Genomic DNA, 15,794 nt, shown 5'->3' with positions numbered 1-15,794 from the left:
AAACGAAGTGCCACTTAATTTCCATTAAAATGCAATATCCCTATTAATTTATAGAATATTCACCTTAAAATTTAAAATCACCCCATAAATAATTAGATCCTGCTCGTATAAATGCTAAAATACGTGCAGTTATAAATTCAATAAAAGCGACAACCGCTTTTAAATTTTGCGAGGAATGCAAGTGAGCAACGAAAAAACCTCTTTAAGCTATAAAGATGCTGGCGTTGATATTGATGCGGGCACAGCATTAGTTGAACGTATAAAAAGTGTAGCAAAACGTACTAAACGCCCTGAGGTAATGGGTGGTTTAGGTGGTTTTGGTGCATTATGTCAACTACCTTCAGGATATAAAGAGCCTTTATTAGTTGCAGGTACTGACGGTGTCGGTACAAAGCTGCGTTTGGCAATTGACCTTAAAAAGCATGATACTGTTGGTATTGATTTAGTCGCAATGTGCGTTAACGATCTTATCGTTCAAGGCGCTGAACCCCTCTTTTTCTTAGATTACTACGCCACGGGTAAACTGGACGTAGATGTCGCAGTCGATGTTGTTACAGGTATCGGTGTCGGTTGTGAGCTTTCTAACTGCTCACTTATCGGTGGTGAAACCGCTGAAATGCCAGGGATGTATGAAGGCGACGATTATGATATCGCAGGTTTTTGTGTTGGTGTTGTTGAAAAAGCAGATGTTATTGATGGCTCTAAAGTAGCCGCAGGTGACGCACTGATTGCTGTTGGCTCAAGTGGCCCTCACTCAAATGGTTATTCACTGGTTCGTAAAATTTTGGAAGTATCAAAAGCGGATACAAACGCTCCATTTGGTGATTCAACTCTGGGAGAAACATTATTAATCCCAACTAAAATTTACGTTAAATCAGCATTGGAATTAATTAAAAACTGTCCTGTTCATGCTATTTCTCATATTACAGGCGGTGGTTTCTGGGAAAATATCCCACGTGTATTACCGAAAGGCAGTAAGGCTGTTATTGATGGAAAAAGTTGGCAATGGCCTGCTATTTTCAACTGGCTACAAGAAAATGGTAATGTCAAAACTGAAGAGATGTACCGCACTTTTAACTGTGGTGTAGGTCTTATGATCGTTGTACCTGCTTCTGAAAAAGAAAGAGCGGTTGAAATTTTGACTGCACAAGGAGAAAACGCTTGGGTACTGGGTCATATCGAAAATGCGACTGAAAATGAAGCACAAGTAGAGATTAACTAAGCGCTTATGGCAATTTTACCGATTAAAAAAATTGTAGTTCTTATCTCTGGTAATGGCACTAACCTGCAAGCGCTTATTGATAAGTTACATAATAAAGAGCTTAACAACCATAAGATTGAGATTACAGCTGTATTAAGTAATACAGAAAATGCATATGGATTGCAACGAGCTGTTGACGCTGGAATTGCCAATCAGGTTGTGCTGAGCAAAGGAGTTAGTACGCGCGAGCAGTACGGCACTTTATTAAGCACCGCCATTGATAAATTTCAGCCAGATCTTATTTTAATGGCTGGATTTATGCGTATTTTAAGTGCGCAATTTGTTGATAAATATCAGGGTAAAATACTCAATATCCACCCATCGTTATTACCTAAATATCAAGGTATCAATACACATCAACGTGCTATTGATGCAGGTGATAGCGACCATGGTGCAAGCGTTCACTTTGTGACTGCAGAGTTAGATAGCGGTCCAACCGTGCTACAAGCAAACGTACCTGTTTTTGCAGAAGATAGTGCGAATGATCTCGTCGAGCGAGTATTAACCCAAGAGCATTTGATTTACCCCCTAGCGGCGCAATGGTTTTTATCCGGCCGTTTACTGATGAATGTGAATAACCAAGCAGTACTTGATGGTGAAATATTACCAAAAAATGGTTATGCCGCGGATTAACAATCAGCTGTAATAGATGAAAAAAGCCGAAGTATCCCTTCGGCTTTTTTATATTCTATGAAAAGAGAAAAGCATAAAAAAGTGGCATTAATAGAGCTGATAAAATAGCACTGAGTATCAAGGCAACCGAGGAAAATGCTCCCGCAATACTATCGACTTCTAAGACTTTGGCCGTGCCTAACGCGTGAGACGCACAGCCTATTGCAACCCCCTGTGCTTGCCTATCCTTCACACCAACCCGATTTAAAAAGCCCAAACCGACACTTGAGCCAATAATACCCGCGAAGATCACCATCGAAGCTGTTAAAGAAACAATACCGCCCATACTTTCACTTATCGCCATAGCAATAGGAGTTGTTACCGACTGAGGGGCAAATGAAGCTGAGGTAATAAGATCAGCACCGAATAACGGCATAATATAAAAGGCACAAGAAAAAGCAGTCACTACTGACAGTAGACAAGCCAATACAATCGAATTTAATTTTGACTTAAGAAGGTGAAGTTGTAAATAAAGTGGCACAGCTAAGGCAACAACGGCTGGCTCTAATAGTGCCGTTAATGGATAAGTTCCTTTTTGATACTGACTATAGTCAAGCCCAAATAGATAATGGATCAATATCAAAAACAAAATAGACAACAAGACAGGGTTTAAAATAGCCCATGGCTTGACCGAATAGAGATATTTACAGACAAAGAAAACAGCGATAGTGAGCGGCAAAGCAAGGTAGAAAAACAAATCAGCTCTCCTTATGTTTATTCATATGCTGATAAAAATGGCCCACTAAAAGCATAATAAATAGCGTGGTAAAAAGTAAAGAAAATACAATAACCGACCAATGACTAATAATAAGATCAAAATAATTAAGCAAGCCCACCCCGATAGGAATAAACAGCAAAGCCATATATTTTAAAATAAAATGCCCTGACATCATTACCCACTCAACCTTAACTAACGAAGTTGATAATGCGCTAAAGAGTAGAATTAAACCAATAATACTGGCAGGGAAAGGGATAGGTAAATACGCGCTGATCAGCTTACCGAAAACGAGAAAAAGCAGAATAATTATAAATCCGCGCAAAAATTCAATCGTTATAGTGAATAGATCGCAACCTTGGAGTTGCTTGAGGCTCTTCTTAATAAATTTCATAATAAATTCAGCGTTAAATACTTATGCTCTCAATTATAGCTAAATTAAAAGCTAAACGCTCAATAAACTGCGGCTAATTTACATGTTATTGAGCGTGACTAATACTGCTAAGAACTACCTACCAGGTTTAGCTTAATCCGAATTTGATAAACAGCACCAACGTTATTCCCATAAATCAAGTAAACGTGTACCTTCATTTGCCATATTAACGTAGGCAGTGCATTAGATCACATTCGGAAAAATATAAAAAGCCGCAATACGAGAGCCCCCACATCCACAATTTTTACTCAAGTTCACAATTTAATATAGACATTAAACTTATAATGCATATTAATTTCAATAAGATGATAGGGTATTTATAACATTAAAGCGGTGTAGCTTTGGAATTGTTAGATTCATACGATTGATTAAATTTACTTTTATTAGCGACTTCCTAAAGCGTATATTAATAAACGTTATCTGGAATTTCACAGCGAAGAATATTTTCCAAAATGGCTTTTGCAAAAATGAGAGACATACTTGCACCGGTGCATTCAATAATTACAAGATAGAACTGGATATCCTTATTTATAATTTCACAAGCCCCCTATTTTATATGGCTAAGTTTGGTACAACATGAAAAAACGTCTCACCTTTGGATTTGTTTTAGATGATATTAATTTAGAAGGCTATTACTATTCATCGTCCTTACACGGTGCAATTCGATCGTGTGAAAAGCTTAAAAGTGACCTCTTCGTTTATCCGGGATCTTACCTAAACTCCCCTAATCCCAAAGAACGTCAATACAATGTCATTTACTCTCTGATCAACTCTAATAAATTAGATGGACTGATGGTAGCTTCCGGATCGATTGGCCTGTACCAGACACATCAGCAGATGCAGAAATTTTTTGAACCGTTCACTAATATTCCACTAGTCAGTTTATCGATCTCCATACCCGGTTATCACAGCATTGAAATTGATAACAAACAGGGCATTATCGACGTCGTCACGCATTTTATTAGTAAACATAAATTCACCAATATTGCTTATCTTGGCGGCCCTAAGAATCATGATGAAGCCATAACCAGACTGGCGGGCTATAAAGAAGCACTTGCTCTGCACAATATAAAATTTAATGCAGACCTCTACTATGAGGGAAATTTCACACACAGCTGCGCAAAAGAGGCTGTCCGTGTTTTCTTGGATGAAAGAAAAATAAAGGTTGATGCAATCGTCTGTGCGAATGACGATATGGCAATCGCCGCAATAGCGGAGTTAAAAGCGAGGGGTATAAATGTACCCGGTGACATTGCAATTTCGGGCTTTGATGATATCGAACGCGCTGAATTTTTGAACCCTGCACTAACCACTGCCAGTCAAGCCTTTCATCTGCAAACCTATCAAGGCATTGAAACCTTATACAAGCTACACCATGGACAGACTGTGCAAGAAAGACAAATTATTGCATCTACCTTACAAATAAGAAAATCATGTGGATGCAGCAGTGCCATTAGTAATGATAAAACTAAAAAGATCAGTACTAAAGTGGTGATAGTCGACACCAGCGAAAATGATATTATCACTAAATATTCGACTTTTATTAGCAATGAATTGAAATACTACAATACAGAAGAGAGCAACAAACAAAGAAACATTACGGATGTTGTTCCTCCCTTTATAAAATATGTCGTGCTTAACAACAATCTGACCGGGATGCTTGACTACTATTCTAAAAATATTTTTAGTCGGGCGAGAAGAGAATTCGATGATCTGACTTGCATTCGTAAAATTTGCCGCCTTCTCCACGATGCCCTACTACAGGACTATAAGGATCTGGTGATCGTCACTCGAATAGAAAAAGCCTTCCATGAAGTTTTTTTCCTGCTTAGTGAATATTTTAATCGCGGTCAATTAGAGAGCTATTGGGATAACCAAGTAATAAGGGAAATAATCTCTTCTAAGTTCAGCATGAAGGAGATTGAAGGGGCTCTATTAGAAAAAATACCCGCCATTTGCAACTTAAAATGTTTTTATTTTGCCTTATATGAGGGGGAACAATTCGCTTATCAATTTGAGCAGCTTCCAACAGAGCAGTTGAAACTGATCTATGCCTACAATAATGAAAAGATAGAGTTGCCAAAAGAGGGGCTTATTTATCCCGCTAATGAGCTCATTCCAGACTCTCTCCGGCCTGTTGGTGATGCTAATACTTTTATTGTTTTCCCGTTGATTTGTAACAATCGCCATTACGGTCTTTTTATAGCGAAATTCGAGCTAAACAATATGCTCGAACGTCCCTTGAGAATTATTCGCGAGGAACTAGGAACAAATCTTGATACCATCCGTCTATTTAAAGAGATCGAAGACAGTAACCGAATGCTCGATGATCTGAATAAAAATCTTGAGCATAAAGTTAAACAAAGAACCGAAGAGTTAGAAACTGTAAATCAGCAACTACAAGGATTAAATAAATTAAAAAATGATTTCATTGCCAATATCACTCATGACTTCAGATCGCCTCTTATGGTGGTCTTGAATTTGGCTGAACTTGCACTTAATTATGATCAACCCAAAGAAGCATTGATTCAGGATCTCAACAGCATTTATCAATCAGGAACGAAGCTGAATAATATTATTGATAGTTTACTAGATCTTTTAAAAATGGATGCACAGGCCGTAAAACTGCATGTCCAAGAAATTTCACTGACTGATTTTTTACAGGAAACACTCAACTTTTACAAACCGATCACCGATAAACAAGGTGTGACATTGCAACTAAGTCAGGACAGTTGCAATATCACGAATTTTTATTCTGACCCGCAAAAACTAGAGCAGATACTCAATAATCTCCTATCCAATGCGATTAAGTTTGTCAAAAAAGGCAGCGGCATCATCACAGTCTCCTGCGAAGATGCGCAAGACTACCTAAGAATTACTATTACAGATAACGGGATAGGCATTGAGATAGAAAATTTAGCCAATATTTTTAATCGCTTTGAACAAACGAAAATGGGTAGAGAAAAATCCAATGTGCACGGCACTGGTATAGGTTTGGCTTTTTGCAAACAATCGATCGAATTTCTTCATGGTCAAATATGGGCAGAATCAGAAGGAATAGGCAAAGGTGCTAAATTCATTATTGAATTCAGTAAAGGCACAATGATGTTTTCTGCTGACGAACTTGATAGAAGAGAAAACATTGCAGCCAAACAAAAGAATTTACACCAACTACTGGGGCTTGAAGGTAGCCAGGAGGAAGAATCAGGTTACTCGATCCATTTTCATCATCATAAAGAAAACGAACAAAACCTGACTAGCAAGCATGCTATTATTTTGGTTATTGATGATGACAAAGTGATCAGAGATATTACTCACAGATACTTAACACTGGCTGGATATCAAAACATTATGTTAGCGACGGATGGCATTCAAGGATTAAATGCTATGTATGAACACCTTCCAGATTTGATTATTTGTGATTTCAACATGCCCAATATGGATGGTAAAGAGTTCCAGAAAGAGGTCGCCAAAAACAAACTTTTCAATATGATCCCACTGATCTTTTTATCAGCCGTAGCAGATGCTGATTTTATATTGGAAAGGAAAAAAGAGGGAGCAATCGAATATCTGAAAAAACCAATCGAACGCAAAGAATTTCTGATCACCATCGAAGTCAATCTCAAAAAGCAGATGAACTACAAGAAAACACTGGCATTCGCTATGATTGATGAGTTAACTGGCGTATACAACAAACGCCAGTTCCTGACCATGTTAAAAGACACGCTCTACCGTAAGCCACTTAAAGATATCTCTTTAGTCTTTTTCGATATTGACCATTTTAAACACTTTAACGATAGCTACGGACATCAGGTGGGAGATGAGGTACTAAAACTGGTTGGTGAAACATTAACAAAAACCTTGCGTACTGGTGATTTGATAGGACGTTATGGCGGTGAAGAATTTATTATAACACTACCTGACACAGACCTTCAGGGGGCATTATTGGCGACTCAAAAGGTCAAGAATGCATTGTCTAGCAAATATATTCTGCATAACGATAAAAAGCTATATGTTACATCTAGCTTCGGAATAGTAACACTATCCTCCAATTTGCAATATATTTCCAAAGCGCTGCAAGTCGAGAATATCCTTTCACTAATAAATAGTGGCAATGACAAAAATAGTGATTATAAAAATCTGATCGAGAACCTAATCAATCAACTTATAGAGATGGCTGATCATGCGATGTATGAGTCTAAAAGGACAAAATGTTTAACTTGCGGTTTTGCTTCCGAGAAAGAATTGATGTTCCAGCAGCAAAAATGCCCACAATGTAAAAGCAATAGGCTAAGTAAAGGGAGAGATAAGATAAGTTTTTATCATTAATCCGCAAGTTTGATTGAGTAGTATTCCCGTTACCAATCAAAATACATTTATCAGTCATTAGCTGAGACATCACGACAAGGCACAACATGATGGCTTTTTGAGAACTTCGCCGCGTTAATCCTCTATCGCTAGGATTTAGCCCTTATTGAATCTTGCACCACAGGATTGATTTTCGAGCTAGAGCCCTGAGGCAAACATCTTCGTTGTTGTGACGTTTTGATTTAACCCGTTAGTTATCACCTTCACACTTAGAAACTGTTCACCTTTGGACTTACTGAGTATTGCGTCCCCCTAATTTAGAATAAATAAGTTGACGTAGATCGTCACATTTTATCTATTACTTATCTTTGGGTGGTGGATAAGCAATGACATATTCTATTAAAAATATCGACCATTTGGTTCTGGTCTCTGGCATGTGTAAAGAAATTGGTATTGCAAAAATCATCGTTCAAGCACATCGCAAACAAAGTAAAGATAAAAAGGTAACGTATGGTCAGCTCGTTGAAGCTATGATTTTAAACGCTCTTGGTTTTGTTGGCCGGACATTACACATGTATCTTGAATATTTTGCAGACAAGCCTGTTGAGAGCCTTATTGGGAAAGGAATAAAAGCTGAGCATATTAATGAATGATGATGCATTAGGACGTTGCATGGATCATGCTCTATGAAACAGGTGTTTCGCCGCTTTAGCATACATTAGCAGTGCGTGCTGTTGAACTTTTGAGACTGCCTTAATTCGGTCGCTGTCAATATAGTTGCGATGATTTGTTGTTATCAAGCAGCCGATTTTAGTTGCTCAGTTCCTTCTTCCGATGGTTTATTAATATAAACATCACCTATTGGATCGCAATTTCTTGTGTCTCCTGACCAGCGTTCTGGATGCTCTGATTTAGCTAACTCGATCACCATTTTCCGCTGCCTTAATTGCTCTTTATCTTTACCCTTGTGTCGTTGATTTGGTGTGACAAAATTCAGGCCGCTGTGTAGGTGCTCATTATTGTACCAACGAGTGAATTGCAACACCCAGGACTGCGCTTCTTCTATTGTATTAAAACCTGATACCGGGTACTTAGGACAATACTTTAATGTTTTGAATATTGATTCTGCAAACGCGTTGTCATTACTCGTATGAGGCCGATTAAATGAACGTGTGATACCTAAATTTTGCAGCGTTCCTTGCAGTGTTGCGCTACGCATTGGACCACCATTATCACTGTGTAATACACGTGGAATCTGAGCATTTAGCGCTTTTTCTCTTGCTACCGCCTGCTTGGCGAGCATTGATGCATTATCAGCACTCTCTGAATGTAATACTTCCGCCAATACTATTTTTCTGCTGTAAAGATCTAAAAATAGATGTAAGTAAAAGAACTGCCCAAGCACTTTGGTTTTCAATAATGAAACATCCCAACACCACACTTCATTTGGCTTGCTGGCCTTTAATCTAGGTGGGTTACGTTTAACAGGCTTCGCACTATGACCGCGATGTGACAGCATATTATAGTGACGTAGCATACGGTAATAGGTTGATTCACTTCCATGCCAAATACCTTTATCAAGAAGTAGCGGAACGATTTGTGTGGGTGGTAAATCGGCATATTCTTTTTGGCAGCAAACTTCGAGTATTGTTTGCACTTCAGTGCATGATAACTTATTTTTAGGTGCCTGCCTTTTAGCCGTAGGCCGCCGGTCATCAATAACCTTATTGAACTTATGCCAACGATAATAGGTCGATGCATTAATACCAATTACTTCACAGCATTTGTATAACGACGCGCCATTGTGATGAGCAATATTAATGTCGAAAACGATCGTCTTTCGCTCGCTCAGATTGGTTAATTTTCCTCGTCTTGAAAGTGATGACGGTACTTTTTTGATAGCACCATTAACGCAGCGGCCTCTGCTAACGCCTTTTCTTTTCGACTAAGCTCTTTTTTTAATTGTTTGATCTGTTTATCCTTCTGAATCTGCTCTGCTTTTTGTTTTGCATTTAATACGGGCGAGGTATTAAAGCCAGATAAACAAGCAGCACGCCATTGTTCAAGCTGTTCTAAATAGATGCCTTTATGGCGGCAGTATTCGGCTTTTTCAGCTTGCGTCATGACAGAAGTTTCAATAATAGTAGCGAGCTTAACTTCGTTACTCCATTTATTGCTATAACTCGAGTTCGTGACTAGTTGGCCTTGTTCAACGGCTTTCTTGCGCCAACTGTAAAGCGTTTGTTTGGGGACGTTATACTTTGTGACAAGTTCAGGGATCGGTAATGAGCTTGGTGGACTCATATCATTAATAACTTTCTGTTTTAACTCTTTAGAATAATGTGTCATACGTTGCTTATTTAACCTCTTTGGTAATTATGAGAACTCATTTAAGTAATCATTGCAACTATTCTGACACTGGGGGAATTTAGATTCGACCAGTATGCATGTCGATGGCCGTTATGATAATCATGACGATGACACGCAAACGATTAAAATTGGTGCGCGGTTACAGCAGAGGTCAGCGCCCAGAATTAAACCAAGCCCTACCGTTCACTGATATCAAGAATGCTCCAGATGACTCCGTGTTTTCCTTCATCAAGTTCGATTTTTGAACCGAAAAATTAAGTCCAAATGGCTAAATTTACCTCTCTACCAAAGAATGCCTGTTTAACTGGCATTCGATACCCACTAAAATTATTTTTATACAGTAATTTTTAATCTACTTGACCCCATATTTTGAATAAAATACACAGAGACTGCATATAAAAATAGTTAAGAGTAATGATTAGGATCGCCTACAAGGTAAGTATTCTCTATTTTAATTAACCTAAAAATCCAGATGTTTAGACTAATTTCAATTAAACAACTGAATGCTAAGAGAATGGAGTACTAGTGATTTTTATCGACGCTTACTACACTGTGTTATTCCGCATTATTTAAGTGTTCAGTCCATTTAAACAGCGCCTGATGATCGCTTTCACGGGCATCCACCCAATAACTCTCGCCCGGCTTAATACATTCTTTTTTCCAAAAAGGGGCTTTAGTTTTCAGATAATCCATCATAAACTCACAACAGGCAAAGGCTTCTTGGCGGTGTAAACTGGCAATGCCCACAAAAACAATTTGATCCTGTAAGGCCAGTTTTCCCACTCGATGAATCACCGTACACGCCAAAATATCCCAACGTTGCTTCGCCTGCTCGACGATTTCCGTTAAGGCTTTTTCGGTCATGCCCGGATAATGTTCAAGTGTTAAGGCACAAACAGACTTTCCTAAATTACAGTCACGCACTAAGCCACTAAAGGTGACAACGGCACCCACATTAGACTGCTGACGCAGCTTGTCATACTCTACTTGCAGATTAAAATCTTCGCTCTGAACACAAATCAAAATCAGCCTCCGGTAACGGGTGGGAAAAAGGCGACTTCATCACCATCCTGCAAAAGACAATTACTCGTCGCTATAGTTTGATTGACCGCCACCATCAACTGCTTCTGTTTAAGCGCCTTCGACCAGTGTTGATCTTGTGCTTTTAAATTATCTAATAAACTATTGGTATCGGGGTTCGCTTCACAAGGTAGTTGTAATTCACTAATGCCTAGCTGATCACGCAAGCTTGCAAAAAAAAGTACTTTGATCATCTTATTATCCTAGTTTAACAAACACCTTCAATCGGCCTTAAACAGCCCTGATTTACCACCTGTTTTTTCCAGCAGTTTCACCTCTGAGATGATCATATCTTTCTGAACCGCTTTACACATATCATAGATGGTTAATGCTGCCACAGAAGCTGCCGTTAAAGCCTCCATCTCCACACCGGTTTTTCCTGACAATTTACATAAACTGATGATACACACACGATTAAATTCCGGCTCAGCAGTGATCTCCACCTGCACCTTGGTTAAAGCCAAAGGGTGACATAAAGGGATCAGATCGGCGGTTTTTTTTGCAGCCATAATGCCGGCAATACGTGCGCTAGCAAACACATCGCCTTTATCATGTTGCCCGCTGACGATTAATTCAAGTGTTTCTGCCGACATCAAAATATAAGCTTGGGCAACAGCCTGTCGCTCGGTAACAACTTTATCTGTGACATCGACCATATTAGCTTGGCCATCTTGATTAAGATGGGTAAATTGCTCGCTCATGAAAATCCTTTTATTTGCTGAGATGAGGGATGAAATTACACGGTTTCTGCTGTGAATCTAACTGTTCAACAATAATTTTTGTCCACGCAGTTTTACAAGCACCCGTTGAGCCCGGCATACAAAAAATAACAGTTTTATTGGCAAACCCAGCCAAGGCGCGACTTTGTATGGTAGAGGTACCAATCTCCAAATACGAAAGTTGGCGGAACAGCTCACCAAAACCTTCCACCTGTTTATCAAATAAAACAGACACCGCTTCAGGCGTGATATCGCGCTCGGTAAAACCGGTGCCGCCGGTGATCAAAATAGCTTCAATTTCTTGATCTGCTATCCAAGTAGAAACGATTGCACGAATTTTATAAGGATCATCAGTCACAATCTGTTTATCCGCAAGTTGATGGCCGGCTTCCGTCAAAGCCCTAGCCAAATAACGACCTGATGTATCAGTTTCTTCATTACGAGTATCTGAAACCGTTAAAACGGCAATATTAGTGACTTTAAATATCTTACTAGCAAGGTAACTCATACTTTATCCTTATGCTGTATTAAACAATTATAAGTTGCGATACAGTATTCCCACTGCTCAGGCGTATTGCTATTTTGGAAACGAAAATCCTGTTCTTTAGGATAACTGATCGCTTGTGCTTTGCATCTTTTTAATAAGCGATAAATGGATCGCTATTTTTTATCTTTTGCAGTCAAAGCCTCTAATAGATAGTCTTTTATTCATAGCAACTTCCGACAGTCCATATTACCCCCCAATCGAAGCTAAATGTGGGGTGCTACCCATTTTCCCTAAGGCCAAATAGTGGCTAATTTTTTTATCCGCAAGTGCCGCTACAATACGGGTTTTAAGTTTTTCTTTATCAGCAGGTGAGGTTAACAAGTCGCGTAAATCAATACCCTCTTCACCAAACAAACACAAGTGTAATCGCCCCAAAGAGGACACGCGTAGGCGATTACAGCTATCACAAAAATTTTTACTGTAGGGCATGATCAATCCCACTTCACCCTGATAGTCTCTGTGAGTAAACACTTGAGCGGGACCATCGTGACTGAGCGGTTTTTTTTGTATCCAACCGGACTTGAGCAATTTATCTTTAATCGCCTGTCCGGAGATATGGTATTTATTAAAAAATTTACCGTTATCTTCAGTCTGCATCAACTCGATAAAACGTAGTTGTATCGGTTGCTTCTTTATCCACTGGATAAAGAGATCAAGATTCGTATCATTAAGCCCTTTCATTAACACACTATTGATTTTTACGGGTTGAAAACCCGCCGCAGATGCTGCACTTACGCCATCCATCACTTTTTGAAAAATATTTTTCCCGGTAATTAAATGAAAAGTTTTAGGATCGAGACTATCGACACTGATATTAATACCATTAAGACCCGCATCAAACCAATCTTGGGCATTTTTTTCAAGACTAAATCCATTCGTGGTGGTGGCTACTTTGGCTATGCCCGGGATGCGCGAAATACTGGAGATAATGGCAGCAAAATCTTTACGTAAACTCGGCTCACCGCCCGTTATGCGCACTTTTTTCGTACCAAGCTCAGTAAAAGCTGAAACTAAGTTTTTTATTTCATTTTCACTAAGAAACTGTTTTTTATGGGTGCGCTGATATCCATCGGGAAGGCAATAATTACATTTAAAATTACACTCATCGGTAATGGATAGACGCAAGTATTCAAACTTCCTATTGAAGTTATCAACCAGTTGCTGTTGCATCTTAAGTTCCTTTCCAAACACGGGAGGCAAAGTAATTTCTCGCTTTGTCCTTCTTAAACCAACAACATGGGTTGGTTAAGCGACTAAGTGCGCTTATTTATAGTTGAGAGCATAAACTTAGCGGCACGAAGCTCGGCGCTATTGTGATTTATCTAATTTATAAATTATCATTAACCAAGTTAAACAGTGAGCTATTTTAAGAAGACGATTTTATTACGTTATGTCATCATTACTATCTACGATCCAAAACATGTCATTAGTCTAATAGATGCGTGTAAGGTTCAATAGTCACACGTTCACCAGCCATCACATTGCCTCTATCTTGTTCAAGAACAATAAAACAGTTGGACTGACACATTGAACTGAAAATTCCGGATCCTTGTTTACCTGTACTTTGTACAACTATCTGCTCCGCTTTATCAACAAAATATAGTCCTCGTTGAAAATCCGTTCGCCCCGCTTTTTTTCTGATATCGTCCTGCATAATTGCAGTAAAGCGCATAGCTGATTTAACCGCCATCCCACTTAATTTTTCCATGGCAGGCACCGCAAGCTGATAAAGAGTGACAAGCGCTGAAACTGGATTACCGGGCAGGCCAAAAAACACACTATTTGGTAAATGTCCAAATGCAAAGGGTTTACCGGGTTTAATGGCAAGCTTCCAAAAACTGATCGTGCCTAGCTCGGCTAATACCGCTTTAATAAAATCGGCTTCACCTACAGAAACCCCACCACTACTGATCACCACATCCGCTTGTTGATCCGCTTTAATGAAGGCTTCTTTAAGCGCACTTTTATCATCTTTGATAATGCCAAGATCAATCACCTCCACATTCAAACGTGATAACAGCGCAATCATGCTATACCGATTGCTATCGTAGAGCTCTCCTGTATTCAGAGGCTCACCAAGCGATTTAAGTTCATCTCCTGATGAAAGTACCGCTACTTTCAGTTTACGAAAGACTTGCAGCGTTTCCAACCCAAGTGAAGCCAATAAAGGGATGTCACGTGGTGTTAATCGATGTCCTTGCTTTAACACCCGTTGCTCAAACATGACGTCTTCACCCACCAAACGCACATTATCTCCAAACTTAGGGCTACGAGTAAATGTGAGCTGTTCTTCGCTGACTGAAACTTGCTCCTGCATCACCACCGTATCAACGCCGGTGGGCAAGACGGCTCCAGTCATAATACGTACACAACAGCCTCTGGGTATATCACCAATATAAGGCGATCCCGCTAAGGCGCAACCGACCTCTTTCAAAACAATCGGCTGTTCACAACTGCATATGTTCAAATCTGCATGAGACAGTGCATAACCATCCATAGCCGAATTATTAAAAGGAGGAACATTAAGCGGCGATAATATATCCTGTGCCAAAACAGCCCCCAAGGCCTGAGATAATGGCAATGTTATTGACTGACACACATTAGTTAGCTCTGCTTGCATTTTTGTTAATGCTAAGTCTATTGGCATTAATCCTTTCACATCACAACAGCCCATCTATTTCCCCTGCAGATAATAAAGTTATTTTATTGTGACGCTTTCTAAACAAGAGTTCAATGCACCGCAAAGAGATCAAAGATAAAATAGCAGTGGAAGTAAAACTTCTTTCGGCTCTTTCAAAAGCGCAAAAAAAAACCCAAGTTATTAAACCTGGGTTTTTAATGTGGCTCCTCTTGCTGGACTTGAACCAGCGACACACGGATTAACAGTCCGTTGCTCTACCAACTGAGCTAAAGAGGAATTGTTCTTTTTTACTACTAATGGAATAACACATTAACAGTGTCTCTATCGCTCTACCAACTGAGCTAAAGAGGAATTGTTCTTTTTTACTACTAATGGAATAACACATTAACAGTGTCTCTATCGCTCTACCAACAGAGCTAAAGAGGAATTGTTCTTTTCTAACCTAACATTTTTATACTAATGGATACATCACATTAACAGTGTCTCTATCGCTCTATTAACTGAGCTAAAGAAGAATATTCTTTTTCTGCTAATGAATACATCACATTAAAAGTGTCTCTATCGCTCTACCAACTGAGCTAAAGAGGAATTGTTCTTTTCTAATTTAATATTTTCATGCTAATGGATACATCACACTAACAGTGTCTCTATCGCTCTACCAACTGAGCTAAAGAGGAATATTCAAATGTTTATAGTGTTTTCACACTCTTAAGTTTCAAAATACTCAAAACTTAATAAAAGTGGCTCCTCTTGCTGGACTTGAACCAGCGACACACGGATTAACAGTCCGTTGCTCTACCAACTGAGCTAAAGAGGAATTGTTCTTTTCTACTACTAATGGAATAACACATTAACAGTGTCTCTATCGCTCTACCAACTGAGCTAAAGAGGAATTGTTCTTTTTTCTGTTAATGAACACATCACATTAACAGTGTCTCTATCGCTCTACCAACTGAGCTAAAGAGGAATTGTTCTTTTTTCTGTTAATGAACACATCACATTAACAGTGTCTCTATCGCTCTACCAACTGAGCTAAAGAGGAATTGTT

The 15,794-nt window shown here is 39.1% G+C and carries 13 protein-coding genes, 2 tRNA genes, 1 pseudogene and 1 riboswitch; of the genes and pseudogenes, 4 read left to right on the top strand and 12 right to left on the bottom strand.

The window, feature by feature from the left end:
- The first annotated feature begins 181 nt into the window (after positions 1–181).
- Both purM and purN read left to right on the top strand, forming a co-directional pair.
- Complete coding sequence (gene purM / locus KSO91_RS01525; RefSeq protein WP_238740641.1) at positions 182–1,222, top strand: phosphoribosylformylglycinamidine cyclo-ligase; 1,041 nt, start codon at positions 182–184, stop codon at positions 1,220–1,222.
- Positions 1,223–1,228: 6 nt separating this feature from the next.
- Complete coding sequence (gene purN, locus KSO91_RS01520) at positions 1,229–1,894, top strand: phosphoribosylglycinamide formyltransferase (RefSeq protein ID WP_238740639.1); 666 nt, start codon at positions 1,229–1,231, stop codon at positions 1,892–1,894.
- A 55-nt stretch (positions 1,895–1,949) separates the two neighbouring features.
- Here purN and KSO91_RS01515 read toward each other — a convergent pair whose 3' ends face one another.
- Together KSO91_RS01515 and KSO91_RS01510 are read right to left on the bottom strand one after the other, a co-directional pair.
- Positions 1,950–2,630, bottom strand: a complete 681-nt coding sequence (locus tag KSO91_RS01515; protein ID WP_238740637.1) for an LrgB family protein — start codon at positions 2,628–2,630, stop codon at positions 1,950–1,952.
- A gap of 1 nt (position 2,631) precedes the next feature.
- Positions 2,632–3,042 carry a CidA/LrgA family protein gene (locus KSO91_RS01510; protein WP_238740635.1) on the bottom strand — a complete coding sequence of 137 codons (411 nt, stop codon included), beginning with the start codon at positions 3,040–3,042 and terminating at the stop codon, positions 2,632–2,634.
- 615 nt (positions 3,043–3,657) lie between these two features.
- Between KSO91_RS01510 and KSO91_RS01505 the strand changes: the two genes are divergently transcribed.
- The gene (locus tag KSO91_RS01505) at positions 3,658–7,410 is read left to right on the top strand and encodes a diguanylate cyclase (RefSeq protein WP_238740633.1); all 3,753 of its coding nucleotides are present in this window, start codon (positions 3,658–3,660) and stop codon (positions 7,408–7,410) included.
- Positions 7,411–7,775: 365 nt separating this feature from the next.
- Positions 7,776–8,098 (top strand): annotated as a pseudogene (locus tag KSO91_RS01500) (DUF4277 domain-containing protein); the annotation flags it as partial.
- Positions 8,099–8,185: 87 nt separating this feature from the next.
- Here the strand turns inward: KSO91_RS01500 and KSO91_RS01495 are convergent.
- The 10 genes from KSO91_RS01495 to KSO91_RS01450 form a co-directional block, all read right to left on the bottom strand.
- Entirely contained in the window at positions 8,186–9,205 is a 1,020-nt protein-coding gene (locus KSO91_RS01495; RefSeq protein WP_238740807.1) for an IS3 family transposase, read from the bottom strand.
- 41 nt (positions 9,206–9,246) lie between these two features.
- Positions 9,247–9,738, bottom strand: coding sequence for a transposase (locus KSO91_RS01490; RefSeq protein WP_238740630.1), 492 nt, complete (start codon positions 9,736–9,738; stop codon positions 9,247–9,249).
- A 576-nt stretch (positions 9,739–10,314) separates the two neighbouring features.
- Positions 10,315–10,782, bottom strand: coding sequence for a molybdopterin synthase catalytic subunit MoaE (gene moaE / locus KSO91_RS01485; RefSeq protein WP_238740628.1), 468 nt, complete (start codon positions 10,780–10,782; stop codon positions 10,315–10,317).
- 2 nt (positions 10,783–10,784) lie between these two features.
- Entirely contained in the window at positions 10,785–11,033 is a 249-nt protein-coding gene (gene moaD, locus KSO91_RS01480) for a molybdopterin converting factor subunit 1 (RefSeq protein ID WP_238740626.1), read from the bottom strand.
- 27 nt (positions 11,034–11,060) lie between these two features.
- Positions 11,061–11,540 (bottom strand): cyclic pyranopterin monophosphate synthase MoaC, encoded by a 480-nt coding sequence (gene moaC, locus KSO91_RS01475; RefSeq protein WP_238740624.1) that lies wholly within the window; start codon positions 11,538–11,540, stop codon positions 11,061–11,063.
- A gap of 10 nt (positions 11,541–11,550) precedes the next feature.
- On the bottom strand, positions 11,551–12,066 hold the full coding sequence (moaB, locus tag KSO91_RS01470) for a molybdenum cofactor biosynthesis protein B (RefSeq protein ID WP_238740622.1): 516 nt from the start codon (positions 12,064–12,066) through the stop codon (positions 11,551–11,553).
- A gap of 225 nt (positions 12,067–12,291) precedes the next feature.
- Positions 12,292–13,275 (bottom strand): GTP 3',8-cyclase MoaA, encoded by a 984-nt coding sequence (moaA, locus tag KSO91_RS01465; RefSeq protein WP_238740620.1) that lies wholly within the window; start codon positions 13,273–13,275, stop codon positions 12,292–12,294.
- A riboswitch (molybdenum cofactor riboswitch) is annotated at positions 13,266–13,425 on the bottom strand. It overlaps the preceding gene by 10 nt.
- A gap of 106 nt (positions 13,426–13,531) precedes the next feature.
- Positions 13,532–14,779, bottom strand: a complete 1,248-nt coding sequence (moeA, locus tag KSO91_RS01460; RefSeq protein WP_238740618.1) for a molybdopterin molybdotransferase MoeA — start codon at positions 14,777–14,779, stop codon at positions 13,532–13,534.
- Between the two features lie 167 nt (positions 14,780–14,946).
- Positions 14,947–15,022: transfer RNA gene (locus tag KSO91_RS01455), tRNA-Asn, on the bottom strand.
- A gap of 465 nt (positions 15,023–15,487) precedes the next feature.
- A tRNA-Asn gene (locus tag KSO91_RS01450) sits at positions 15,488–15,563 on the bottom strand.
- Between the last annotated feature and the right edge of the window lie 231 nt (positions 15,564–15,794).

The sequence above is a fragment of the Psychromonas antarctica genome, assembly GCF_022267535.1.
Lineage (GTDB): Bacteria > Pseudomonadota > Gammaproteobacteria > Enterobacterales > Psychromonadaceae > Psychromonas > Psychromonas antarctica.
This window is presented reverse-complemented; position numbering and strand designations above follow the sequence as displayed.